This window comes from Streptomyces sp. NBC_00620, assembly GCF_026341825.1.
In the GTDB taxonomy this organism is placed as follows: domain Bacteria; phylum Actinomycetota; class Actinomycetes; order Streptomycetales; family Streptomycetaceae; genus Streptomyces.
This window is the reverse complement of record NZ_JAPENY010000003.1, coordinates 1901746-1924818: the sequence shown is the minus strand read 5'-3', so window position 1 is coordinate 1924818 and position 23073 is coordinate 1901746. Positions and strand designations below refer to the sequence as shown.

Below are 23073 nucleotides of genomic sequence, written 5' to 3'. Positions count from 1 at the left end.
GAACGCGCACCCCCTTCGGGAACGCGCACCCCCTTCGGGAACGCGCACCCCCTTCGGGAACGCGCACCCCCTTCAGGAACGGGCACCCCCTTCAGGAACGCACACCCGCACCCCGTCGGAATCACGCACTCGCACCCCTCCGGAAAGAGGCACCCCCATGCGTACTCGATCCCTCCTCGCCCTCATCGGTGCCGCCACGGCGCTCGCGGTGTCCGCCACCGTCCCCGCGGCCGCCGCCGACACCCCGGTGCTCACCACCGGCAGCCTCGGCGGAACCCCCGTCGCCGTCGGTGACGTCCTCAACGCCTCGCTGGCGAGCGGCACCGCTGCCACGCTCTACTCCAGCAGCACCGGCACGAGCGGCATCTCCTGCACCTCGTCGGCCTTCACCGCCACCGTCACCGACAATCCGGCGGCTCCGGGAACGGCCACCGAGTCGCTCACCGGGCACACCTTCGCCACCAGTGGTTGCACCAGCAACGTCATCGGGGTGCTCGGCGTCACGGGCGTCACCGTCGACAACCTCCCTTACACCACCACGGTGGCCTCCGACGGCACGGTCACCGTCACTCCGGCCGCCGGCTCGACCATCCAGACCACCGTCGTTCTGCGCACCCTGCTGGGCAGCATCACCTGCGTCTACCGGGCGCCGAGCCTCTCCGGCACGGCGAGCAACACCGACAACAGCATCGCCTTCACCGGTCAGCAGTTCACGAAGTTCTCCGGCTCGTCCCTGTGCTTCAGCAACGGCTACTTCACTGCCAAGTACGCGCCCGTCACGGACACCAGCCAGGAGGGCAGCCCGGTGGTGTACGTCAACTGATCCACGCCGGAGCCCTGTTCAGCGGCGTCGCCAAGCAGTGAGGGCGACCCCCGCGGCAAGGAGGAACGCCGCCGCTCCGCCTGCTACCAGGGGGAGCGCGGTGTTGCCGCCGGAATCGCTGTCGGCGACGGGGGTGAGGTCGTCGGGAGCGGTCTCCTGGGCCGGTGAGGCGGCCGTCTGCGTGGGTGTGGGCGTCTGCACGGCCGGAGAGGTCGTCCGCGGCGGCTCCGGCGACTTGGTCGTGGGTGAAGGCGTCCGCTGTGCCGGTGAGGATGTCGCCGGTGCGGCGGCTCCGCCCGTGCCCTTGGCCGCTGCGGGGAACACCACGTCCGAGCACGAGTAATAGGTGTCCGACGTGCTGGAGTTCTGCCAGATCGTGAAGAGCAGCTGGCGGCCGGTCCGGTCGGAGGGCAGCGTGGCCTTGACGCTGTAGGCACCGTTGACGAGCGCCGGGTCGGTGGCGGTGGCGAACGGCTGAGAGGGCAGGTCGGACCACTTCAGGGGCTGTGTCGGGTCGTAACCCGGCTTGGTCAGATACAGCTTGAAGGTCCCGGTGTGCGGGATGGTCGAGCTGTATTTGAGGGTCAGGGCCGCACCGGGAGTCAGGCGGGTCGAGGGCCAGTCGGCGCGGGCGAGATCGAGGCCCTTATAAGCGGACAGCCCCCCGCTGCAGAGCTGCCCGTCGGGGATCACCTCGCGGTCGCGGCCGTTGACACCGGCGACCCGGAGGTTGTCCCAGGCCGTGAAGGGCGCACCGTTCGCGGCGATCGCCGCCGCGCAGGCCGCTGTGCGGGTGTTGCTCCCGCCCATGGGCGAGCACGCCACCACCCGGCTGACCGGATCCGTCGGCGCGCCATGCGCCTGGGCCGGTCCCGCGGCGAGCGTGGTGAGCAGCAGGGGTACACCCACGGCGACGGCGGCCGCTGCGGCGGTGCGGTGTGCGGTCACGGTCATCGGGACGGTCTCCTCGGCGGGGCGGTGGGGACAGCGGCAAGGCGGGTGCAACAGGGAAAGCGGCAAGGCAGATACGGCGGGAAAGCAGGCACGGCAGGCACAGCAGAAAGCCGGTGCGGCCGCACCGCATCACTTGAGCGGCCGCACCGCACGGTGGAGTACGGGAACCGAGCGCCCTGCGTTCAGATCCGCAACGGTGCCGAACCCGGGCGTTCCCGGCCAACCGCCCGTATCCGAGGGTTGGTTACCAGCCAAGTCGAGGGTTTCCCCTGTATCCCTCTTACCTGCGCTTTGCCTATCGTTCGACCACAGCCACCCCACAGGTAACCCCTCACCGGTCGCTACGCGCATGGTCGGCCACCGCGCCGCTTTCTGGTTTTGCACCCCCCGCCGCTTCGACGACGAAGCGAATCGACCGCTGCTCCGCCTCGCACCGCGCTGCCCGGAGCCGGCCCCGAAAGGCAAGCCCTTGCGTCCTTCCCCCTCCCGCGACGCCAGACGGAAGCTGATATCCGTCGCCGCGATATCCGCCGCGCTGCTGGCCGGTACGACCACCTCGGTCGCCGTCGCCCAGACTCCCGACGCCGCCCCGGCCGCCGAGACCACCGCCGCCGCGAACGCGGCCGCCGCTCCCGCCGAGCGCCTGATCGTCGGCTACAAGTCCGGCGCCACCGAGGCCAAGTCCAACACGGCCGCCGACGCCGACGCCCGGGCCAAGGGCGAGAAGGCGGGCGAGGACCTCGACTTCCAGCGCCGCCTCGGCACCGGCGCGGCCCTGGTCGACCTGGGCGCCGAGCTCAAGAAGGCGGATGTCGCCGACGTCATCGCGCAGTACCAGGCCGACCCGCAGGTCGCCTACGTCGTACCGGACCGCATCAACAAGCCGCTGGCCGACCCGAACGACACCGAGTACTCCAAGCAGTGGGACCTCTTCGAGGCCACCGCCGGCATGAACGTCCCGGGCGCCTGGGCCACCTCCACCGGCAGCGGTGTGACGGTCGCCGTCATCGACACCGGTTACGTCACGCACTCCGATGTGGCCGGAAACATCGTCGCGGGCTACGACTTCATCTCCGACACCGCGGTCTCGGTCGACGGCGACGGGCGCGACAGCAACCCGGCCGACCCGGGCGACTGGTACGCGACCGACGAGTGCGGCACCGGCACGGGTTCCAGCAACTCCTCCTGGCACGGCACGCACGTCGCGGGCACCATCGCCGCCGTCACCAACAACACCAAGGGCGTCGCGGGCATCGCGTACAACGCGAAGGTCTCCCCGCTGCGGGTCCTCGGCAAGTGCGGCGGCTACGACTCCGACATCATCGACGCCATCACCTGGGCGTCCGGCGGCACGGTCTCCGGCGTGCCCGCCAACACCAACGTCGCCAAGGTCATCAACATGAGCCTCGGCGGCTCGGGTGCCTGCACCTCCGCCACGCAGACCGCGATCACCGCCGCCGTGAACCGCGGTACGACGGTCGTCGTGGCCGCGGGCAACGAGAACTCCAACACCTCGGGCTTCTCCCCGTCGAGCTGCAGCAACGTCATCAACGTCGCCGCGACGAGCCGCACCGGCGCCCGTGCCTCGTACTCCAACTACGGCACCCTCGTGGACATCGCGGCCCCCGGCGGCCAGACCAGCACCGGTACGGCCAACGGCATCCTCTCCACGCTGAACTCCGGTACGAAGACCGCGTCCACGGAGTCCTACGCGTACTACCAGGGCACCAGCATGGCCACCCCGCACATCGCGGGCCTGGTGGCGCTGATGAAGTCGGCGAACTCCTCGCTGACCCCGGCCCAGATCGAGTCGGCCATCAAGACCAACGCCCGTGCCCTGCCCGGGGCCTGCACCGGTGGCTGCGGTGCCGGTCTGGCGGACGCGACGAAGACGGTGCAGGCGGTGAGCGGGTCCGGCGGCTCCACGGGGGGCACCACCTTCACCAGCGCTTCGGCCGTCGCGATCCCGGACGCGGGCTCCGCCGTGGAGTCGCCGATCACCGTCAGCGGCCGCACCGGCAACGCGCCCACCGCCCTCCAGGTCGGCGTCGACATCACCCACACCTACCGCGGTGACCTGGTGATCGACCTGGTCGCCCCGGACGGTTCGACGTACCGCCTGAAGGCCTCCAGCTCCTCGGACTCCGCGGACAACGTCAGCACCACGTACACGGTCGACGCCTCCAGCGAGACCGCGAACGGCACCTGGAAGCTCCGCGTCCAGGACACGGCCGCGCAGGACACGGGCACGGTCAACAGCTGGAAGCTGACCTTCTGACAACCGGCTTCTGTCGTATCTCGTACGGTGCCTCGCGGCGTCCCGGGTTCCGGGGCGCCGCGAGGCCGTTGTGCACGCCGGATACTGTGACGGCCATGGTGAACGAGTCGGCCCAAGGGGCAGCTGGCGTAATGTGTCCGGGCTGTGGCGGATCCTCGGTGCGTACGGTTGAGCAGGCCCGCTCCGAGCAGAAAGCCGGCGAAAAGGCCGGAGGGAAAGCCGGGGAGAAGGCCGGCGAGAAGGCCGACTGGAGGTCCGGCGGGAAGCCTGAGCGCGGCAGCCTGGCCGACCGCCTGGCCGTGTCGCCCGGCGCGACGGACTCCTTCGACTCGTTCATGCACTTCCTCGAAGGCATGGTGTTCACCGGCCTGGGCGTCGGACTCGCGTACACCGGTGTGCAGCAGGACAAGCCGCTGTACACGATCGGCGGGGTGCTCCTCGCGGTCCTGCTGTTCGTCGGGACCATCGTGGTGATCCGCGGCGAGGCTCGCGAGAGGGTCGTCGTGCCCAGGGGTGAACTGCGCGCGGAGCGGCTGTGGCGGGCGGGGTACTACTGCTCCGGCTGCGAGTCGGTGTTCTGCCCGGACGGCTCGCAGTGGCAGGGGACGCTGACACCCGAGCAGTTCAAGAAGCTGATGTGGACCGAGGCGGGTTACGCGGACCGGCTAGCCCATGACGACAAGGCCAAGGAGGCTACTGTGCCTGCCGAGGCCTTGTCCCGCACCGGAGGACCGCACCGCCATGTCTGACGCCGAAGGCGCACCCGTGATCCTCAGCAACGCGCCCGGCTCGTTCCCGTGGAGCGTGCTGGCCGAGCGGCACCCGGCGCTCATCCGCAAGGTGCGCAACGCCTTCCCGTACGCCCCCGAGCAGCAGCGTGCGCTCGACGCCCTGCTGGAGAACTGCACCGAGGGCGTCATCGAACCGCTCGGTGCGCAGGCGGAGGGCCGTGAGCAGTGGGAGGCGTGGGGACGGGAGTACTTCGGCCGGTCCTGGTTCGACGTGCCCTTCCTGTGGTCCGAGAGCTACTTCTACCGCCAACTCCTCGAATCCGTCGGCTACTTCGCCCCCGGACCCTGGCGTGGCATTGACCCCTTCCGCCCCTTCAAGCTCGCCGAACTCGACACCCCGGAGGCGGACGGGGAACTCGCCGCGCTCGACGACCTCGCGCACCAGCCGGTCGAGGACCAGGAGTTGGCGCTGCTGCACGGCTCGCTGTGGGGCAACCGCGCGGACCTCGGCTTCCGCCTTGCCGGCTCCGACGGCGACACGGCCGACAGTCCCCCACTCGTGGCCGATGACAGCGAGTTGCTCCGTTCGCTGTTCGCAGGTGGCACCCTCTGCGTGGTCGCGGACAACGCGGGCCGCGAACTCATCCCCGACCTGCTCCTCATCGACCATCTCCTGCGCCATGGCCGCGCGGGGCGGGCCGTCCTGCACGTGAAGCCGTACCCGTACTACGTCTCCGACGCCACGACCGCGGACGTGGTCGACGCGGTGCGTCACCTCGCCGCCGCGAAGGGCGCCGCCGGTGAGTCGGGCCACCGCCTCTGGTCGGCGATGACCGACGGCCGCCTCACGGTCCGGGCCCACCCCTTCTCCTGCGCACCCCTGCCGTACGCCGACATGCCGGACGACCTGCGCGCGGAGTTCGCCTCGGCGGACGTGACGATCATGAAGGGTGACCTGAACTACCGCCGCCTGATCGGCGACCGGTTCCGCCCCGCCACCACACCCTTCGCGACCCCCACCGCGTACTTCCCGGGTCCGGTCGCCGCCCTGCGCACCCTCAAGTCCGACGTGACCATCGGTCTCGACGCCCGCACCGAGGCCGCACTCGTCGCCGCCGAGGAGCAGCGCTGGCGCACGAGCGGCACGCATGCGCTGATTCAGGCCAGGCGGTGACGGCGAACCGCCGTCCGCTGTCGGGGCGTTGACCCTGACACTAGTGTCAGGGCCCTAACGTCGCGGCGTGCGAAGGGAATCCATCGGCATGCTCATCGGGGAGCTGTCCCGCAGGACGGGCGTCAGCACTCGGTCGTTGAGGTACTACGAGCAGCAGGGCCTGCTGGCTGCCGGACGGACGGCCAACGGCTACCGGGACTACGACGAGTCGGTCGTGGTCCGCGCCGCCAACATCCAGGGTCTGCTGCGTGCGGGGCTGACCGTCGACGACATCCGGGAGCCGCTGGGCCACGGCTGCCTGGACGAACCCTTGGATCAACTGCCGCTGTGCGAAGGCGCGTTGGAGACCGCCGCTGACCGGCTCGACGAGTTGGACCGGCGGATCGGCGCGCTGCGGCAACTGCGCGAACGGCTGGCCGGACAGGTGGAGCGGACACGGGACGCGCTGGACGCGCGTGAGGGGAGCTGAGGGTATGCGGATCGGAGTGGGGCCGCACCGGCTGTGGCCGGGACAGGAGAGCGAACTCGACGGGGTCCTGGAGACGGCCCGCACGGCCGAGCGGCTGGGCTTCGACCACCTTGTTGCAGGGAGCCATGTCCTCGCGGGCGACCTGGGGGTGACCGCGGACCCGCTGGTGCTGCTGTCGGCGATCGCGGGCGCGACGGACCGGATCCGGGTGGTGACCAGCGTCCTGATCCTGCCGCTCTACAACCCCGTCGTCCTCGCCCATCAGGCGGCCACCCTCGACCGCGTCTCGGGCGGCCGTTTCACGCTCGGCGTCGGCACCGGCTGGGACCCGGCGGAGTTCGCCGCGGTGGGTGCCTCGTTGCGCGGGCGCGGCAAGCGGATGGACGAACAGCTCGCCGTCATGCGGGAGTTGTGGGAGGACCGGGCCGAGGGGATGCGGCTGGGAGTACGGCCGCGCACCCCCGGCGGACCCGAGGTGTGGATCGGCGGAGAGAGCGACGCGGCACTGGGCCGGGCCCTGCGGTACGGCGACGGGTGGCACGGCTCGGGAGTCGACGCGGCCGCCCTGACCGCCGTACGGGAACGGCTCGCGACGCTCGGCAAGGAGGCCGGCCGGGATCCGGACACCCTCGCGCTGACCTCGGGCGCGTTCCTCGTGCCACCGGGCTTCTCCCCGGCCGTGGACATGCCGTGGCGTCCGCTCGGCGGCGAAGAGGCCACCGCCGACAGCGTGAACGACGAACTCGGTCGGCTCGCCGAGGCCGGTCTCGCCTCCTGCTCCCTCTGGCTTCCGGTGACGACGGAGGCGCTGCCCGACGCGCTCGCGTGGGTGGCGGCGGAGGTGCTGCCGGTGTTCTCCGGCGGCTGAGGGGCCGAGGGGGCGGAGCCTCCGGAGGAGCCCGCCCCCACTCGCCGTCAGCCGACCCGCACGTCCTGCCACACCATCCGGTGGTCGGACGTCGGCACGGTCGTGCCGTTCCCGACGAGCCGGTACAGGGGATCGTCCGACGTGGGCCAGAAGATCCCGTTGGACAGCGGCGTCAGCCCCTTCGACGGGAGGACGTGGTCCACCCGCAGATTGCCGGGCGCGACGTCGTTGAAGTCGCTGGTGTCGTACGCCGGGTTCCCGACGTGCGAGGTGTTCGCACCGCCCTGGAGCCTCGCGGCCTCGACACCCCCCGCGCTGGCGGGCGGAGTCTTCGGCAGCCGCACCGCCGGGTGGTCCAGGAGCTGCAGAATCGCGTCGTCGTAGCTGTCGCCGTCGTGCGGGTCGGCGTTCTGGTCACCCGCGATGACGAACCGCGCCCCGGGCCGCAGCCCGCCGCGTACCCCCTTGTCGTCGTACAGGTAGGCGCCACGCCTGCGTCCCCCGATGTAGTCGGCCCACAGCCGGATCTCGTCGTGGTTGCGACGCCCGTTGCGGTCCTCCGTGCCGTCGAAGGTGGGCGGCGTCGGGTGGGAGACCAGGAAGTGCACGGTGTCGTGGCCGACGCGGACCGGCACGTCCCAGTGGCTCTTGGAGGACAGCCGCAGGATCGCGCGGGCCTCGTCGCTGTAGTAGCCCTCGGGAATGATGTTGCCGGGCATGTCCTTCCACAGGAAGTTCTGGAAGGTGCGCACCGCGCGGGTGTCGATCGGGCATTTGGAGAGCACGACCATGCCGTACTGGCCCGGGAACCAGCCGTACCCGTAGGCGTCCTGCCCGTACGCGTCCGAACCCGGCGTGGTGACCGCCCCGTTCCTGCCGTCGAGGTCCACCCCGGAGGCGACGCCGGTGTTCACGGGAGCGGTGAAGTGGTACGGGAAGCGGATCGGCTTGGAGCCGTTGTGGCCCACCGCGAGGTAGTTGCGCAGGAACAGGCCGACCGAGGTGCCGTTCTCGTCGTAGTCGAACTCGTTGATCAGGACGATGTCGGGATCGACTCTCTGGATGGTCTCCGCGACGTTCTGCGCCTGGATGTTGCCGGGCGTCGACAGGTCTGTGATCAGGGCGCCCTGGGTGCCGCGGTTCAGGGAGGCATTGAAGGTGGCGAAGCGTACGGAGCGCTTGCGGTCGGCTGCCGACGCGCTGAACGCTGTCGACCCGGCCAGCGCCGCTCCGGCGAGTCCGGCGAGGGCGGCGCGGCGTGAGAACGGGCGGGGCGACGGGCTCGGCTGGTTCATCGGGACTCCGGGAAGGGGAGGGGACGCGTGAACCCCCGTAGTCTCTGCGCGTAGATGCGGCCGCCACAAGGGTTGGCGGCGACTTGGAGGTACGAGGACGGGATCGGCCAGAAGCCGGTGAAGTCCCGTCCAGTTACCGTCCTTCGGGCGTACACCGTGGCTTTACGCACGAGGTCTGCCGGTGCGGCGTACGTTCACACGCCGATTCACGCGATGGTGTGATCATGTCCCGGCTCGTGGATGCCCCCGGAAGGCCCTGGGTAGTGCCCGGCCATGACGCAGCCGTTCGAACTCCCGCACTTCTACATGCCGTATCCCGCGCGGCTGAACCCGCATCTCGACGAGGCGCGGGCCCACTCGGTCGAATGGGCCCGCGGAATGGGCATGCTGGAGGGCTCCGGAGTCTGGGAGCAGTCCGACCTCGACGCGCACGACTACGGGCTGCTCTGCGCGTACACGCACCCCGACTGCGACGGCCCGGCGCTCTCGCTCATCACCGACTGGTACATGTGGGTGTTCTTCTTCGACGACCACTTCCTGGAGATCTTCAAACGCAGCCAGGACCGCGACGGCGGCAAGGCCTACCTCGACCGGCTGCCGCTCTTCATGCCGCTGGATCTCTCGACTCCCGTACCGGAGCCGGAGAACCCCGTCGAGGCGGGGCTCGCCGACCTCTGGGCGCGCACGGTGCCCTCGATGTCCGTCGAGTGGCGCAGGCGGTTCGCCGTCTCCACCGAGCATCTGCTGAACGAGTCGCTGTGGGAGCTCTCCAACATCAACGAGGGGCGGGTCTCCAACCCCGTCGAGTACATCGAGATGCGCCGCAAGGTGGGCGGCGCCCCCTGGTCGGCGGGGCTGGTCGAGTACGCGACCCGCGAAGTGCCCGTCGCCGTCGCCGGGTCGAGGCCGCTGAGGGTGCTGATGGAGACGTTCTCGGACGGGGTGCATCTGCGCAACGACCTGTTCTCGTACCAGCGGGAGGTCGAGGACGAGGGCGAGCTCAGCAACGGTGTCCTCGTCCTGGAGACCTTCTTCGGCTGCACGACCCAGGAGGCCGCCGAGACCGTCAACGACGTCCTCACCTCCCGGCTCCACCAGTTCGAGCACACGGCGTTCACCGAAGTGCCCGCGCTGGCCCTGGAGAAGGGGCTCACCCCGGACGAGGTCGCGGCGGTCGCCGCGTACACGCAAGGGCTCCAGGACTGGCAGTCCGGCGGCCACGAGTGGCACCTGCGGTCCAGCCGCTACATGAACGAGGGGGCCCTGTCGCAGGGAGAGCCCTTCGGTGCCGCCGGGTTCGGGACGTCCGCCGTCGACATCGGCGCGCTGCTCTCGGCGGCCGGTGCCGAGCGGCTGCGCTCGTACACCCATGTCCCGTTCCAGAAGGTCGGACCCTCTCAACTCCCCGACTTCTACATGCCGTTCGAGCTGACGCTCAGCCCGCATCTGGCGGGCGCCCGGGACCGGCTCACCGGCTGGATGCGCGACATGGGGATGCTCCAGGAGGGCGTCTGGGACGAGGACAAACTCCTCGCCTACGACCTGCCGTTGTGCGCGGCGGGCATCCACCCGGACGCGACGCCGGAGGCCCTCGACGTCAGCTCCCAGTGGCTGGCCTGGGGCACCTACGGCGACGACTACTACCCGCTCGTCTTCGGCAACCGCCGCGACCTGGCCACCGCCAAGCTGGTCACCGCGCGCCTGTCGGCCTGCATGCCCATCGACGGTGAGGAGGTCCCCGTCCCGGTGAACGGCATGGAGCGCGGCCTCATCGACCTCTGGGAGCGCACCGCCGCGGACATGAACCAGGACGAGCGGCGCCAGTTCCGGGCCGCGGTCGACGTGATGACGGAGAGTTGGTTGTGGGAGCTGTCCAACCAGCTCCAGCACCGCATCCCCGACCCGGTCGACTACCTGGAGATGCGCCGCGCCACCTTCGGCTCCGAACTCACCATGAGCCTGTGCCGCATCGGCCACGGCCGGAAGGTACCGCCGGAGGTCTACCGCAGCGGCCCCGTCCGCTCGCTGGAGAACGCGGCCATGGACTACGCGATGCTCCTGAACGACGTCTTCTCCTACCAGAAGGAGATCGAGTACGAGGGCGAGGTCCACAACGGCATCCTCGTCGTGCAGAACTTCTTCGGCTGCGACTACCCGGCCGCGCTCAATGTCATCCACGACCTGATGACCCAGCGCATGCAGCAGTTCCAGCACGTCGCCACCCATGAACTGCCCATCCTGTACGAGGACTTCAAGCTCTCCGAGGAGGTGCGCCAGATCATGCAGGGCTACGTGACGGAGCTGCAGAACTGGCTCTCCGGCATCCTGAAGTGGCACCAGGACTGCCACCGCTACGGCGCCGCCGACCTGGCCCGCCGCGCCCACGGCTTCGTACCGGACCGGGTACCCGCACTCCCCTTCAACTGGTCGGGGACTCAGGTGCCGACGTCGGTCTGACGTTCAACCGCGCCGCGGGGCACGGCGGCCACGAGGAGGGTCACACCGGCTGAGGCCGCGTCCTCGCCGCGTGCTCCACTGCGGCTCGCGCCAGCGCCCGCACGATCGGGTGTGGACGCGAGCCGTCCCCGGACAGCTCCGGCTGGAAGAGGGTGGCCAGGAAGAAGGGGTGGCCGGGGAGTTCGGCGATCCGCGCCTGACCGTCCTCGTCGTGACCGCTGAACCGCAGTCCATGGGCGCGCAGGGTGTCGAGGTGGCGTGAGGGGCCGTAGGCGCAGAAGTAGCGCTCGACCGTCCGCTCGGAGCCGATCACCGACTGGGCGAGCGAGCCGGGCTCGATGGTGACCGTTCCCTCGTGGCCGACGAGGGAACAGGCGAGCGGCTCGATGAGGAGGTCGTCGGCGTCGGGGTCGTTCTCGGCATGGGCGGCGTTCGTGAGACCGCAGACGTCACGGGCGTACTCCAGGAGGGCGTGCTGGAAGCCACCGCACGTGCCCAGGAACGGGATGCCGCCCTCGCGTGCGGTGCGGATGGCGGTGAGCACTCCGGCCTCGCTGCGGTACGGGCTGCCGGGCAGTACCCACACGGCGTCGAAGCCGCGCACGGCTTCCTCGTCCACGGCGTCCTCGGACGGGATCCAGTAGGCGTCGAGGACGAGCCGGTCACGGGTGGCGAGGGCGTCGAGCAGGAGCGGGACGCGGGTGTGCGAGACGACGTTGGGGGAGCGGTCGCCCACGAGGGCGAGGCGAGCGGTGTGCGTGGCGTTGTCCGTCATGCCGACATCCTCGGCCGCCCTACTCGTTCACGTCCAACGATGATTTCTGCACCCTCGATAAGCAACGCTGATGTGGTCGGGGATCCTTGAGCACATGGACCCGCATCTCCTGCGTACGTACGTCACGGTGGCCCGGCTCGCCTCCTTCTCGGAAGCCGCCCGCGAGCTCGGTTACACCCAGTCCGCGGTGTCCCAGCACATCGCCGCGCTGGAACAGGACCTCGGCACCCCGCTGCTCACCCGCCGCCCCGTGGTGCCCACCGCGTCCGGCGAGCGGCTCCTCGAACACGCGGGACCGCTGCTGCTGCGCCTGGACGCCGCCCGCGCCGACGTCGTACGGATGGCGGCCGCGCCCGAGCACGGGCTGACGCTCGCGGTGGCACCGACGGCGCTCGGGCCGCGTACGGTCGCCGCGCTCCCCGCAGCCGGTGTGACCGTACGGGTGCTGGCCCGCGACGAGATCCCCGCGGCGGTGGCCACCGGCGCCGCGGACCTGGGCCTCGTCGACGGACTCGCCGCGCCCAGCGACCCGCTCCGGCTGCCCGACGTGGCGCCGCTGACCACGCGGAGTGTCGGGGAGGAGCCGGTCTGCGTACTGCTGCCCGAGTCCCATCCCCTCGCCCGCCGTACGGGGTTGCGCCTCGGCGACCTGGTCGACGCCCGCTGGCTGGACGCTCCCGGTGCGGGCCTGCCGTTGGCCCAGCTCCGTACCGCGAACGGCAGCGGAGGCTTCCGCCCGGCGCTGCGCTACGAGGGCACCGACATCCGCACTCTCACGGCGCTGGCCGCGGCCGGGCACGGCTTGACCCTGCTTCCCCGGGCGATGGCCACCGGTGTCCCGGGAGCCGTCGCCGTGCCCCTGGTGTCGCCACGCGTGGTGCACCGGACGGAGCTGGTGCACGGCGGATCACTGCGCGGAGCCGCGGCGACAATGGCGGACAAACTTCTCGAACGCGCTTGACAGTCTCACTCGTTCGTGAATCGTCGCGCGCCCGGGCGCCGGGTAGAGCAACAGCCGGGGGCGGTCCGTAGAGCATCTGCCGGAGGCGATCAATGGAACAGACCGCGTTGCGTCCCAAGCCGATGCCCGGTCAGGAGCCGGGCGGTGGCCGTCCGTCCGGCGCCGCCCGGCGTCCGCACGCCGCACGGCGACGCGGCAAGCGGCTGATGACTCTGCTGTTCGGCCTCTTCGTAGGGACCGTCCTGGTCCTGTCGGGCGTCGGACTCGGCACCGTGGGCGCCACGGTGATCGGGATGAGCAAGCTGGCGGATCTGCAGAAGCAGGCGGCGGGGGCGGGCGCGCCCGGCCAGTCCGCGCCGTCGGGACAGGCCTCCGGGGCGGCATCGCCCGGCGGGTCCAAGTCGGCGCCGGACAGCGGGAGTTCAACCCCCGCGAAGGAACCGAAGGAACCGGGGAAGTCGGAGGATGAATCGGGGAAGGAGCCCGTACGCGCAACGCTCGGCGTCGAGGCCGTCGACGCCTCCGAGGACGCGGGCGCACTCGTCGTCGGCGTTCACATCCCCGGCCCGGGCTACGCGGCAGGACTGGTGCGCGGCGACGTCCTGCTCGCCTTCGGTGAGACCAGGATCGGTTCGGCCGCCGACCTGGCGCGGGCGGTCGCCGCGGCCGACCCCGGGAGGTCCGTCACACTCACCGTGCGGCACGCGAACGGCAACCAACAGCAACTGTCCACGACCCCAGGGGTCGTGACCTGAGCTCAGACCACCCTGAAGTGGCTGGTCAACCGCCCCTCGTCATCGAGCACATGAAACGCGAACCCTGGAGGAGCATCCCGGTCCGCCGCTCCCTCGCCCTCCCACGGCAGCCGCAGCGTCCACGTCACCCCGGGTCCGACGACCAGCGGCCGCCCGGCGAAGGAGGTCGCGGCGGGCGTGTGCGCGTGGCCGGTGATGAGCCCGGCCACCTCGGGCCGCCGCTCCAACAGCGCGGTCAGGGAACGCGGCCGGCGCAGCTGGTAGGCGTCCGGCAAGGGGTGGTGCAGCGCCACCGGCGGGTGGTGGAAGGCGAGCAGCGCCGGCACATCGCCGTTCAGCTCGTCGAGCGTCGCCTCGATCCAGGCGTACGTCTCCTCGTCGAGCTCGCCCTCGTCGCGGCCCGGAATGCTGGAGTCGCACATCAGGACGGCCGCGTCGTCGAAGACATGGACGCTGTTGACCGGCCCGTCGGCCGCGGGTTCCCCGAGCAGCGCCTTGCGGTAGGGCGCGCGGCTGTCGTGGTTGCCCGGGCAGGTGAGTACGGGGAAGGGTGTCGCGCTGTCGCGCAGCCCGAGAAGGCGCGCAGCCTCCTCGTACTCGGCCTCCGTGCCGTGGTCCGCGATGTCCCCGGTCACCAGGAGCGCGTCCACCTTCCCGGGAAGCCCCCACAGCCGGTCGCGTACCCGCTCGGCCCGCTCCGTCGCCCGCTCGGTCCCATCCAGATGCAGGTCACTGATGTGTGCCAGTACGAGCATGCCCATCCCTTCATCGCCCTAATGGGTGGCATCGATCTAACCATTAGATCTAATGGCATGGCAATGACTGGCCATTAACTCCGAGCCGCCGGAAAAGGGTTGGCCGAGATCGGGACCGCACGCCACGATGGCGGCATGCTGAGCACCCTCCTCGCCTTCCTCGGCGCCTGCACACTGATCGCCGCCTCTCCCGGACCGAGCACCGTGCTGATCATCAAGCGCTCACTGCACAGCAGGCGCTCCGGCTTCCTGACGGTGCTCGGCAACGAGACCGGCGTCTTCGTCTGGGGAGTCGTCGCCGCGTTCGGCCTGACCGCACTCCTTGCCGCCTCCGAGCTGGCGTACGACGTCATGCGGATCGTCGGCGCGGCTGTGCTCGTCGGCTTCGGCGTCCAGACGCTGTGGCAGGCGCGCCGTTCCAAGGGGACCGTGAACAGCGAGGGCTGGGAGGGCGCCGGGAAGAGCGACTGGGTCTCCTACCGAGGTGGTCTGCTGCTCAACCTCGCCAACCCCAAGGCGGCCATCTTCGCGATGTCCTTCCTCCCGCAGTTCGTGCCCGAGGGCGCCCCGCATCTGCCCACCATGGTCGGACTCGCCGCGCTCTGGGCGGTCTACGAGGTGGGCTATTACGGCCTGTACGTGTGGTTCGTCGGCCGGATGAAGGCCGTACTGTCCCGGACCGGCGTGCGCCGGCGCCTGGAGCAGGTCTCCGGGGGCGTACTGCTGCTCCTGGGCGCCCGGCTGGCCCTGGAGAGCTGACGCGAGCGCGGCAACCGGCTCGCGCCCGCCCCACTGGAGGGGCAGGATGCTGCCCGTAGCCCCCTGGGGAATCCGGGAAAGACGGAGGCATGGATGACCGGCACACCCGCGCCCTTCACCGCCGGTGACTACGAGGCCCGTATGCGGCGCGCGGCCGATGCCGCCGCGGACGCGGGGCTCGACGGCGTCCTGGTCGCGCCGGGGCCCGATCTGGTGTGGCTGACCGGGTACCGGCCCGTGGAGACCGAACGGCTCACCGTGCTGGTGCTCAGGCCCGGCCAGGATCCCGTCCTCGTCGTGCCCACCCTGGAGGCCCCGGACGCGGCAGCGGCGGCCCCCACGCTGGCACTCCGTGACTGGACCGACGGCAAGGACCCGTACGAGGCGACCGGCGCCCTCCTCGCCGGCTCCGGCCGCTTCGGCGTCAGCGACAACACCTGGGCCCTGCACCTGCTCGGCCTCCAGAAGCGGCTGCCGGACACGCGCTACGTCGCCCTCACCGAGGCCCTGCCGATGCTGCGGGGTGTCAAGGACGCGGCGGAACTGGACCGCCTTGCGGCTGCGGGCGCCGCCGCGGACGCGACGTACGAGGAGATCAGGAAGGTTCCCTTCGCGGGCCGCCGGGAGACGGACGTCGCCGCCGATGTCGCCGCCCTGCTGCGGCAGTTCGGGCACTCCCAGGTCGACTTCACCATCGTCGCCTCGGGCCCCAACGGAGCCAACCCGCACCACGAGGCCGGCGACCGCGTCATCGAACGCGGCGACATGGTCGTCCTCGACTTCGGCGGCCTCAAGCACGGCTACGGCTCCGACACCTCCCGCACGGTCCACGTCGGCGAACCGGACGACGAGGAGCGCACGGTGCACGACATCGTGCGCGAAGCACAGGAGGCGGGCTTCCGGGCGGTGCGGCCCGGCGCCGCCTGCCAGGACGTCGACCGGGCGGCCCGCGCGGTCATCACCGAGGCCGGGTACGGCGAGTACTTCATCCACCGCACCGGGCACGGCATCGGCGTCACCACCCACGAACCGCCGTACATGATCGAGGGCGAGGAACTGCCCCTCGTCCCCGGAATGTGCTTCTCCGTGGAGCCCGGCATCTATCTGCCCGGCCGCTTCGGAGTGCGCATCGAGGACATCGTGACGGTGACCGAGGACGGCGGGCGCCGCCTCAACACCACTTCCCGAGAGCTGGTGATCGTCGACTGACCGGAAGTTCTTCCCACGCCCGACCGGAAAGTCCTTCCACGCTCGGTTCCCACGTCCCCGAACGACAGCGGCGCGACCATGACCCAGGCACCGACACCGACCGCGGACGCCGTCCGCCGACTGGTCCGTACCCTGCTCGCCGACGCCCCCGCGGCGGGCCGGGGCCCCGACGTCCGGCCCATCACCGAGGGTGGCGGACACTCCACCTGGTGGGTCGGTTCGCGTCATGTCCTGCGGCTCGCCCCGGACCGCGAGGCCTCCGCACGCCAACGCCGTGAACTGCGGCTGCGTGACGTGGTCCGCCCGCATGCCGGGGTCGCGGTCCCGGTGAGCGTCGCGCACGGCGAGTGGGCCGCCGGTCTGAGCTACACCCTCGACACCAAGCTGGCCGGCGTCACCGGCGAGGAACAGGACGTCTCCGCCATCGGCGAGGCGGACCTCGCGGCGCTCCTCGCGGGGCTGCGCGAGGTGCCCGTACGACAGGCCGAGGCTCTCGGTGTTCCGCGCGCCGCGCCGCGCTCCCTGGAGGCGCTGCGGACGTCCGCGGGACGGGCCGCCGAACAGCTCGCGTCCGCCGACGAGTTCGACCCCGCCCGGCTCGCCCAGCTCACCGCGGCAGCCGCCGTCAAGCTCGCCGGACAGCCCGGCGCGGCCGTCCTCGTGCACCACGGCCTCAAGGGCGGACACCTGGTCGTCAGCGCCGACGGTCGGGTGCGCGGTGTCCTGGACTGGACCGACGCGGTGATCGGCGACCCCACCGAGGACATCGCCGGGCTCGCCGTCGCCGTCGGCGCCCCCGCGGCCGTACGCGCCGCCACCCTCGCCGGGTACGGCGCCCGCCCCTGTCTGCGCGGCCTGTGGCTGTCCCGCTGCGACACCGTGATCCGGCTCGCCGACCGTTTCCAGGGGCGTGACGAGAGCCCCGTCGCCCTCCTGAGGACCCAACTGCGCCGGGCCTGGGAGCCGATCCTGCTGGAACGCGTCACGGAACTGACGGGCGACGACTGAACCACTGTGGGCTCACGCCCGCTCGACCCGCCACCGGATCACGCCTGCCTCAGCACCACACACGACTCGCCCGGCACGCTCAACACCCCGTCCTCGCCCGGCGCCCGGACCGGCTCCCAGGCGGCCAGCACGCGCGCGTGGCGGATGCCGAGGGGGATCTCCGCGGTCTCCTTGGAGAGGTTCACGGCCACCCGGACGTCCCCGCGCCGCAGGGCCAGCCAGCGGGCCTCCTCGTCGTAGGCGACCTTGACGGCGGCGAGGTCGGGGTCCGAGAGGTCGGCCTGGCGCCGGCGCAGGGTGATCAGGTCGCGGTACCAGGCCAGTACGCGCGCGTGGAGTGCCTCTTCGGGCTCCGACCAGTCCAGGCAGGAGCGGTCCCGGGTGGCCGGGTCCTGGGGGTCCGGGACGTCCTCCTCGGCCCACCCGTGCGCCGCGAACTCCCGGCGCCTGCCCCGCCGTACGGCATCGGCGAGCTCGGGATCGGTGTGGTCGGTGAAGAACTGCCAGGGTGTGCCCGCGGCCCACTCCTCGCCCATGAACAGCATCGGCGTGAAGGGCCCGGTGAGCGTCAGCGCGGCGGCGCAGGCCAGCAGACCGGGGGAGAGGGAGGCCGAGAGCCGGTCACCCTGGGCGCGGTTGCCGATCTGGTCGTGGGTCTGGGCGTAGCCGAGCAGGCGGTGGGCCGAGACGCGCGTACGGTCGAGCGGGCGGCCGTGGGAGCGCCCGCGGAAGCTCGAGTAGGTGCCGTCGTGGAAGAAGCCGGACGTCAGCGTCTTCGCCAGCGACGCGAACGGGGCGCGCGCGAAGTCCGCGTAGTAGCCCTGCGTCTCACCGGTCAGCGCGGTGTGCAGCACATGGTGGAAGTCGTCGTTCCACTGCGCGTGCAGCCCGAGGCCGCCCTCCTCGCGGGAGGTGATGAGCCGGGGGTCGTTCAGATCCGATTCGGCGACCAGGAAGAGCGGCCGCCCCAGGTCCGCGGCGAGGCCGTCCACGGCCGTCGACAACTCCTCCAGGAAGTGCAGCGCCCGGCTGTCCCGCAGCGCGTGCACCGCGTCCAGGCGCAGCCCGTCAAGACGGTAGTCGCGCAGCCACGCCAGCGCGCTGCCCACGAGATACGCGCGCACCTCGTCCGAACCGGGCGCGTCCAGGTTCACCGCGGAGCCCCAGGGCGTCTGGTGGGTGTCCGTGAAGTACGGCCCGAACGCGGGCAGGTAGTTGCCGGACGGACCGAGGTGGTTGTGCACGACGTCGAGGACGACGCCCAGGCCGAGTTCGTGCGCCCGGTCGACAAAGCGCTTCAGCGCCTCGGGGCCGCCGTACGGTTCGTGCACGGCCCACAGCGAGACACCCTCGTACCCCCAGCCGTGCCGTCCGGGGAACGGGCACACCGGCATCAACTCGACGTGCGTGATGCCCAGTTCCTGGAGATGCCCGAGCCGCTCGGCGGCCGCGTCAAGGGTGCCCTCGAGCGTGTACGTCCCCACGTGCAGCTCGTACAGGACCGCGCCCGGCAGCGGACGCCCCGCCCACTCCGTGCGCCAGGCGTACCGCTCCGGGTCGACCACCGCGCTCAGCCCGTCGGGGCCGTCCGGCTGCCGCCGTGAGCGCGGATCGGGCAGCACGGGACCGTCGTCCAGCGCGAAGCCGTACCGCGTCCCGTCCCGCGCCTCCGCGTCACCCGTCCACCACCCGGCACGCTCCGGATCGTGCTCCAACGCGCGCGTGGTGCCCTCGCAGTGGAGTGTCACCCGGTCGGCCTGCGGTGCCCACACCTCGAACCGCACTGACGGTTCCCCCTTGTTCGCTCAGCGTTGATCGCTCACCGTTGTCCGCTCACCGTGACGCAGCTTGTCCATGGTGCTTCACGCGAGATCAATTCGCTTTCGAATCCACCCTTTTGCCGCGTGTTCGCCACCTGGAACGGTCCGGTCGGCCGCAGCCGCCGTTTCCGTGTTTTCTGGACACCCCGCCCGCGCTGCCCGACAATCACGAGCGTGACGTCGTCCTTCGAGTTCCACACGTACCCCGCGCGGCTGTCCGACGCGGAGCGCGACCGGGCGCTGAAGGCGCTCCGTGACGGCGTCGCCCTCGGGCGCCTCTCGCACGACACGTTCATCCGCCGCATGGAGCTGGCGCTCACCGCCCGCAGGTCCGACGAGCTGGCCGTGCTCACCGCCGACCTGCCCACCGAGAACCGCTGGTCGAAGCTGGTGTTCGGCACAGTCGAGGCGGTCTCCGGCTTCTCCGTACGGGTGCGCAGGGCCTGGCAGGCCGAGAAGCTCCCGAAGCTGCTGCTGCCCCAGCCGGCGGGCATGTACCCGCTGCGGATCGGCCGCGACCCCGCCAACGGTCTGCGGCTCAACCACGAGACGGTGTCCCGGATACACGCCGAGCTGAGCCGGCAGGGCGGTCTGTGGGTGCTGCGCGACCTCGGCTCGACCAACGGCACGACCGTCAACGGGCGGCGCGTCATCGGCGCCGCCGTCGTCAAGGACGGCGACCAGATCGGCTTCGGGCGGATGACGTTCCGGCTCGCGTCGGACTGAACGCACGGGTGACGTTCCGACTCGCGTGGAACTGCCCCGCGCGGGTGGCGTTCCGGTTCACCGCCGACTGAGCTCTGGCCTGGGATTTGCGCTCAGTTTTCGCCGACTCTCCTTACGCTCCACGGTGTTGACGTACCCCAAGAGGCGTGACTGACTGTGCGTACACCATGCACATCAGGTGAACCGACGGCACCACTCACAGTGGAGGTGTGCCCTGCCGCCGCTCCTCCGCTACCCGACTGTGGACGAGCTGGGAGCCCGTGCGGCCACGCTCGTCGCCCGCCGTCCTCGCGACGCCCGCCTGCGCAGCGTGGGCACGTCACGGGCGGGCACGCCGCTGTGGCTCCTGTCCGTCGGGCACGGCAGCCGTCAGGCCCTCGTCGTCGCCGGACCGCACGCCAACGAACCCGTGGGCGGTGCCACGGCCCTGCGTCTTGCCGAACGGGCGCTCGCCGACCCCCGGTTGTGCGAGGGCGCCGACGCCACCTGGAACCTGCTGCTCTGCCTGGACCCCGACGGCGCGCGCCGCAACGAGGCCTGGCTGTCGGGCCCGTACACCCTCGGCAACTATTTCAGGCACTTCTTCCGGCCCGGCTTCCTGGAGCAGCCCGAATGGCTGCCCGAGGGCGCGGAAGGGGCGACCCTACCCGAGACCCGTACCCTCCTCGACCTCCAGGACGAACTGCGGCCCTTCCTGCAGTGCTCCCTGCACGGCGTCGACGTGGGCGGCGCCTTCGTCGAGCTCACCCGCGAGCTGCCCGGAATCGCCCAGCGCGTCGCGCACACCGCGACCCGCCTCGGCATCCCGCGCGAACTCGGCCCGTACGACACCCTGTACTGGCCGACGCTCGGCCCCGCCGTCTACCGCATCCCGCCGCCGCGCAGGGGAGACCTCGCGGCCGCCATCACGGAGGCCGCGGTCGAGTCCACCTGGTTCCACCCGCACCCGTACGGCACCGTGACAGCGGTCGTCGAGGCCCCCATGTGGGGTGTCGCCGCCGTGGAGGACCCCTCACCGCCCGCCGACGCCGACGCGGCGCTGCGCGCCGTCAGCCACGCCCTGCGCGACGACACCCGGCTCCTGGAGGGGATCCTCGCGCGCGTGCGCCCCGTTCTCGACAACTCCCCGGACGTGGCCTGCCTCCTCGCGCCCGTGGACGACTATTTACTGGTCGGCCCCGGTCTCGCCGATTCGTGGGACCCCGACCTGCACGACGGTGGAGCGCGCCCACTGCCGCCGCTCAACACCGCGCGGCTGACCGCCCTGCGCCTCGCGGGCCGCCGGGTCGCCCTGCGCACCGCGGGACTGCTGCACCAGCTCGTGACCGGCTCCGGACACGACCCGCGCGGAGCGCTGCCGGAGCTCGACCGGCTGATCGACGAGTGGTGCGCCGACTACCGCGACGGCTGCGGGGCGCGCTGGATCCCGGTCGCGCGTCAGGTCGAGTACCAGGCGCGCGTGGTGCTCGCCGCGTTCGAACTCGCCGGACGGCACGCGCGCGTGCACTCCCGTTCGGGTGAGACGGGGTGGGGTTCGCAGGCCGCGGTGCCGATGCATCGGGAATGACGAAAACCACTCAAGCGGTACGGGGCGGTCTGCTCGCGGCGGTCGCCCTCCTCACCGTGGGCGCGGCCCCGGCGATGCCTCAGCAGGCCGTCCAAGGCAACTGGCTGTACCTCACGGTCACCACCGGCGACGCCCGGTCCAGCGACACCCGCGGCACACTGCTGCTCTGCGACCCGCCCCAGGGCCACGCCCACGCGGCACAGGCCTGCGAGGAACTCCGGGCCGCCGAAGGGGACATCACCCGCATCCCGGTCAGGGCCGACGTCCTCTGCCCGATGATCTACGCGCCGGTCACCGCCTCGGCGCGCGGCGAGTGGAACGGCCGACGGACCGAGTACACGCACACCTTCTCGAACACCTGCATGATGGGAGTCGAGACGGGGTCGGTGTTCGCGCTCGGAGGCTGACTCCGTAGAGGCCGATTCAGGACTGCGCGTCACGTGCGTGGCGGGCGGCCGCGATCACCGTACGTGCCTGGTGCTCGACCTGGTGCTCCAAGGGAACCCAGCGGGCACGGAAGCGTTCGGCGAAGGCATCGCTCCAGGTGGCGACGAGCCGTTCGAGACGCGGTACCTCGCGGTCGCCGGCCTCCCGCAGGACCCGCAGCAGCATCGCGGCTGCCCGCAGCGGGATCCGGCGCCCGAACGCGTCGACACTGCCGACGTACGCCATCGTCGTGTTCGTCGGCGGCGTCCGGACCCAGTCGTCGGCCAGGCCCGGCACCAGGTCCAGCGCCCACTTCGAGGCGCGCAGGAGCGGGCCGTCGAGGCCATGGAGCCGCGGCAGCGCAGCCTTGAGCACCCCCTCCACCTGCAGCGCGTCCCACAGCAGCCGGTGCGCCAGCCGTCGCATCGCCGCCGCGGGAGCCGGGTGCGGCGCCGGATCGTCCACCAGGTCACTGGCCCACATCGGCACTTCGACCACCGCGGTGAGACCGCCGTACCGGTGGGCGTGGTACCAGGTGCTGTGCCGTGCGTCGTCGGGCATGCTCGGGTACGCCGCGTCCGAGCCGGGCGCCGGCATCACATGCACCCCGGGCCCGGAGGCGGGCCAGCCGGCGGCGTCCGACGCGGCCGTCTCCACCGGGATGTGCAGCTCCGCCGCGGACTTGGCGAACGGCTCGGCGAGTCCAGGGACGTCCTTGGTCAACTGCACCCAGCTGCCGCCCAGATCGGTCCCGTGCAGGCTGACCTGGAGGTAGGGCCGCACCTCGTCGATGACCCGGGTGAGGGCGCGGGTCTCCGGCGGCAACTGGTCGGGCGGCAGCACGGAGGGGGACCACTCCGGCTGCTCGGGCCCGGCCGGACGGAAGAAGCCGCGGTGGTAGTCGAACAGGGTGCGCGGCGCCGGCGTCACATGGAGGCTCGCCCCGTCCGGGTCCGCGCAGAGCAGGAAGTGCCAGGAGGTGCCGGCCCGCAACTCCCGCTCGTGCAGTACGCGTTCGGCCACCGCCAGCACGGTCGAGCCGCCGGTCGGCTCGTTCGCGTGCGCGCCCGCCACGACAAGGACCGCGCGCGGTGCGTGGCCCATGGACAGCAGGAGGAGAGGTCTGCCCCCGCGCGAGACACCGACTTGTCTGAGCGCGCACAGGCCGGGACGGTGAGCTGCCAACGCCCGGGCGGTCGAGACGATTTCGGTCACAGTGAGGTAGCGCAACTCCGGCAGGAGACTCACCCCCGACTTGTCCGC

21 protein-coding genes are annotated in these 23073 nt (G+C 71.4%); 15 read left to right on the top strand and 6 right to left on the bottom strand.

Annotated elements, in window-relative coordinates:
• Nucleotides 1–157 precede the first annotated feature (157 nt).
• Nucleotides 158–823, top strand: a complete 666-nt coding sequence (locus tag OG246_RS39655) for a Tat pathway signal sequence domain protein (protein WP_266474070.1) — start codon at nucleotides 158–160, stop codon at nucleotides 821–823.
• Between the two features lie 18 nt (nucleotides 824–841).
• Here OG246_RS39655 and OG246_RS39650 read toward each other — a convergent pair whose 3' ends face one another.
• Nucleotides 842–1777 carry a lytic polysaccharide monooxygenase gene (locus OG246_RS39650; protein ID WP_266474068.1) on the bottom strand — a complete coding sequence of 312 codons (936 nt, stop codon included), beginning with the start codon at nucleotides 1775–1777 and terminating at the stop codon, nucleotides 842–844.
• Between the two features lie 469 nt (nucleotides 1778–2246).
• Here OG246_RS39650 and OG246_RS39645 point away from each other — a divergent pair, with 469 nt between their 5' ends.
• From OG246_RS39645 to OG246_RS39625, 5 genes are all read left to right on the top strand, one after another.
• The gene (locus OG246_RS39645; RefSeq protein ID WP_266474067.1) at nucleotides 2247–4055 is read left to right on the top strand and encodes a S8 family serine peptidase; all 1809 of its coding nucleotides are present in this window, start codon (nucleotides 2247–2249) and stop codon (nucleotides 4053–4055) included.
• 158 nt (nucleotides 4056–4213) lie between these two features.
• Nucleotides 4214–4804 (top strand): hypothetical protein, encoded by a 591-nt coding sequence (locus OG246_RS39640; protein WP_266474066.1) that lies wholly within the window; start codon nucleotides 4214–4216, stop codon nucleotides 4802–4804.
• Nucleotides 4797–5960: a damage-control phosphatase ARMT1 family protein gene (locus OG246_RS39635; protein WP_266474065.1), complete on the top strand. Its 1164-nt coding sequence runs from the start codon at nucleotides 4797–4799 to the stop codon at nucleotides 5958–5960. Before OG246_RS39640 ends, OG246_RS39635 begins: the two co-directional genes overlap by 8 nt.
• Nucleotides 5961–6027: 67 nt before the next feature.
• Nucleotides 6028–6429 carry a MerR family transcriptional regulator gene (locus tag OG246_RS39630; RefSeq protein ID WP_266474064.1) on the top strand — a complete coding sequence of 134 codons (402 nt, stop codon included), beginning with the start codon at nucleotides 6028–6030 and terminating at the stop codon, nucleotides 6427–6429.
• A 4-nt stretch (nucleotides 6430–6433) separates the two neighbouring features.
• Nucleotides 6434–7297: a TIGR03619 family F420-dependent LLM class oxidoreductase gene (locus OG246_RS39625; protein WP_266474063.1), complete on the top strand. Its 864-nt coding sequence runs from the start codon at nucleotides 6434–6436 to the stop codon at nucleotides 7295–7297.
• Nucleotides 7298–7344: 47 nt separating this feature from the next.
• Here the strand turns inward: OG246_RS39625 and OG246_RS39620 are convergent, their stop codons facing one another.
• Entirely contained in the window at nucleotides 7345–8592 is a 1248-nt protein-coding gene (locus tag OG246_RS39620; RefSeq protein WP_266474061.1) for an endonuclease/exonuclease/phosphatase family protein, read from the bottom strand.
• A 273-nt stretch (nucleotides 8593–8865) separates the two neighbouring features.
• Here OG246_RS39620 and cyc2 point away from each other — a divergent pair, with 273 nt between their 5' ends.
• Nucleotides 8866–11049 carry a germacradienol/geosmin synthase Cyc2 gene (gene cyc2 / locus OG246_RS39615; RefSeq protein WP_266474060.1) on the top strand — a complete coding sequence of 728 codons (2184 nt, stop codon included), beginning with the start codon at nucleotides 8866–8868 and terminating at the stop codon, nucleotides 11047–11049.
• A 40-nt stretch (nucleotides 11050–11089) separates the two neighbouring features.
• On the opposite strand, the gene OG246_RS39610 is transcribed toward cyc2, so the two are convergent.
• The gene (locus tag OG246_RS39610; RefSeq protein ID WP_266474058.1) at nucleotides 11090–11824 is read right to left on the bottom strand and encodes a hypothetical protein; all 735 of its coding nucleotides are present in this window, start codon (nucleotides 11822–11824) and stop codon (nucleotides 11090–11092) included.
• Nucleotides 11825–11918: 94 nt separating this feature from the next.
• Between OG246_RS39610 and OG246_RS39605 the strand changes: the two genes are divergently transcribed.
• Nucleotides 11919–12785: a LysR family transcriptional regulator gene (locus OG246_RS39605; RefSeq protein ID WP_266474056.1), complete on the top strand. Its 867-nt coding sequence runs from the start codon at nucleotides 11919–11921 to the stop codon at nucleotides 12783–12785.
• Between the two features lie 92 nt (nucleotides 12786–12877).
• Nucleotides 12878–13540, top strand: coding sequence for a PDZ domain-containing protein (locus OG246_RS39600; RefSeq protein ID WP_266474053.1), 663 nt, complete (start codon nucleotides 12878–12880; stop codon nucleotides 13538–13540).
• 2 nt (nucleotides 13541–13542) lie between these two features.
• On the opposite strand, the gene OG246_RS39595 is transcribed toward OG246_RS39600, so the two are convergent.
• On the bottom strand, nucleotides 13543–14295 hold the full coding sequence (locus tag OG246_RS39595) for a phosphodiesterase (protein ID WP_266474051.1): 753 nt from the start codon (nucleotides 14293–14295) through the stop codon (nucleotides 13543–13545).
• 135 nt (nucleotides 14296–14430) lie between these two features.
• Between OG246_RS39595 and OG246_RS39590 the strand changes: the two genes are divergently transcribed.
• The 3 genes from OG246_RS39590 to OG246_RS39580 all read left to right on the top strand — a co-directional run bounded on the left by OG246_RS39590 (nucleotide 14431) and on the right by OG246_RS39580 (nucleotide 17271).
• Nucleotides 14431–15054, top strand: a complete 624-nt coding sequence (locus OG246_RS39590; protein ID WP_266474049.1) for a LysE family translocator — start codon at nucleotides 14431–14433, stop codon at nucleotides 15052–15054.
• 93 nt (nucleotides 15055–15147) lie between these two features.
• The gene (locus OG246_RS39585; RefSeq protein WP_266474041.1) at nucleotides 15148–16263 is read left to right on the top strand and encodes an aminopeptidase P family protein; all 1116 of its coding nucleotides are present in this window, start codon (nucleotides 15148–15150) and stop codon (nucleotides 16261–16263) included.
• A 78-nt stretch (nucleotides 16264–16341) separates the two neighbouring features.
• Nucleotides 16342–17271: an aminoglycoside phosphotransferase family protein gene (locus OG246_RS39580; protein ID WP_266474038.1), complete on the top strand. Its 930-nt coding sequence runs from the start codon at nucleotides 16342–16344 to the stop codon at nucleotides 17269–17271.
• A 38-nt stretch (nucleotides 17272–17309) separates the two neighbouring features.
• On the opposite strand, the gene treZ is transcribed toward OG246_RS39580, so the two are convergent.
• Nucleotides 17310–19055, bottom strand: coding sequence for a malto-oligosyltrehalose trehalohydrolase (treZ, locus tag OG246_RS39575; RefSeq protein ID WP_266474036.1), 1746 nt, complete (start codon nucleotides 19053–19055; stop codon nucleotides 17310–17312).
• 210 nt (nucleotides 19056–19265) lie between these two features.
• On the opposite strand from treZ, the gene OG246_RS39570 reads away from it, so the two are divergent.
• The 3 genes from OG246_RS39570 to OG246_RS39560 all read left to right on the top strand — a co-directional run bounded on the left by OG246_RS39570 (nucleotide 19266) and on the right by OG246_RS39560 (nucleotide 21791).
• Nucleotides 19266–19817 carry a DUF1707 and FHA domain-containing protein gene (locus OG246_RS39570; protein ID WP_266474034.1) on the top strand — a complete coding sequence of 184 codons (552 nt, stop codon included), beginning with the start codon at nucleotides 19266–19268 and terminating at the stop codon, nucleotides 19815–19817.
• Nucleotides 19818–20058: 241 nt separating this feature from the next.
• On the top strand, nucleotides 20059–21384 hold the full coding sequence (locus OG246_RS39565; RefSeq protein ID WP_266474033.1) for a M14 family zinc carboxypeptidase: 1326 nt from the start codon (nucleotides 20059–20061) through the stop codon (nucleotides 21382–21384).
• On the top strand, nucleotides 21381–21791 hold the full coding sequence (locus OG246_RS39560; protein WP_266474031.1) for an SSI family serine proteinase inhibitor: 411 nt from the start codon (nucleotides 21381–21383) through the stop codon (nucleotides 21789–21791). The genes OG246_RS39565 and OG246_RS39560 overlap by 4 nt, the downstream gene beginning before the upstream one ends.
• A 16-nt stretch (nucleotides 21792–21807) precedes the next feature.
• Here the strand turns inward: OG246_RS39560 and OG246_RS39555 are convergent, their stop codons facing one another.
• Nucleotides 21808–23058: a M14 family zinc carboxypeptidase gene (locus OG246_RS39555; protein ID WP_266475029.1), complete on the bottom strand. Its 1251-nt coding sequence runs from the start codon at nucleotides 23056–23058 to the stop codon at nucleotides 21808–21810.
• Between the last annotated feature and the right edge of the window lie 15 nt (nucleotides 23059–23073).

Coding starts and splice junctions, on each gene's coding strand:
- OG246_RS39625 (WP_266474063.1), top strand. CDS start 6,434: ATGCGGATCGGAGTGGGGCCGCACCGGCTGTGGCCGGGACAGGAGAGC.
- OG246_RS39595 (WP_266474051.1), bottom strand. CDS start 14,295: ATGCTCGTACTGGCACACATCAGTGACCTGCATCTGGATGGGACCGAG.
- OG246_RS39560 (WP_266474031.1), top strand. CDS start 21,381: ATGACGAAAACCACTCAAGCGGTACGGGGCGGTCTGCTCGCGGCGGTC.
- OG246_RS39635 (WP_266474065.1), top strand. CDS start 4,797: ATGTCTGACGCCGAAGGCGCACCCGTGATCCTCAGCAACGCGCCCGGC.
- OG246_RS39600 (WP_266474053.1), top strand. CDS start 12,878: ATGGAACAGACCGCGTTGCGTCCCAAGCCGATGCCCGGTCAGGAGCCG.
- OG246_RS39605 (WP_266474056.1), top strand. CDS start 11,919: ATGGACCCGCATCTCCTGCGTACGTACGTCACGGTGGCCCGGCTCGCC.
- OG246_RS39610 (WP_266474058.1), bottom strand. CDS start 11,824: ATGACGGACAACGCCACGCACACCGCTCGCCTCGCCCTCGTGGGCGAC.
- OG246_RS39585 (WP_266474041.1), top strand. CDS start 15,148: ATGACCGGCACACCCGCGCCCTTCACCGCCGGTGACTACGAGGCCCGT.
- OG246_RS39655 (WP_266474070.1), top strand. CDS start 158: ATGCGTACTCGATCCCTCCTCGCCCTCATCGGTGCCGCCACGGCGCTC.
- OG246_RS39590 (WP_266474049.1), top strand. CDS start 14,431: ATGCTGAGCACCCTCCTCGCCTTCCTCGGCGCCTGCACACTGATCGCC.
- OG246_RS39650 (WP_266474068.1), bottom strand. CDS start 1,777: ATGACCGTGACCGCACACCGCACCGCCGCAGCGGCCGCCGTCGCCGTG.
- OG246_RS39620 (WP_266474061.1), bottom strand. CDS start 8,592: ATGAACCAGCCGAGCCCGTCGCCCCGCCCGTTCTCACGCCGCGCCGCC.
- OG246_RS39580 (WP_266474038.1), top strand. CDS start 16,342: ATGACCCAGGCACCGACACCGACCGCGGACGCCGTCCGCCGACTGGTC.
- cyc2 (WP_266474060.1), top strand. CDS start 8,866: ATGACGCAGCCGTTCGAACTCCCGCACTTCTACATGCCGTATCCCGCG.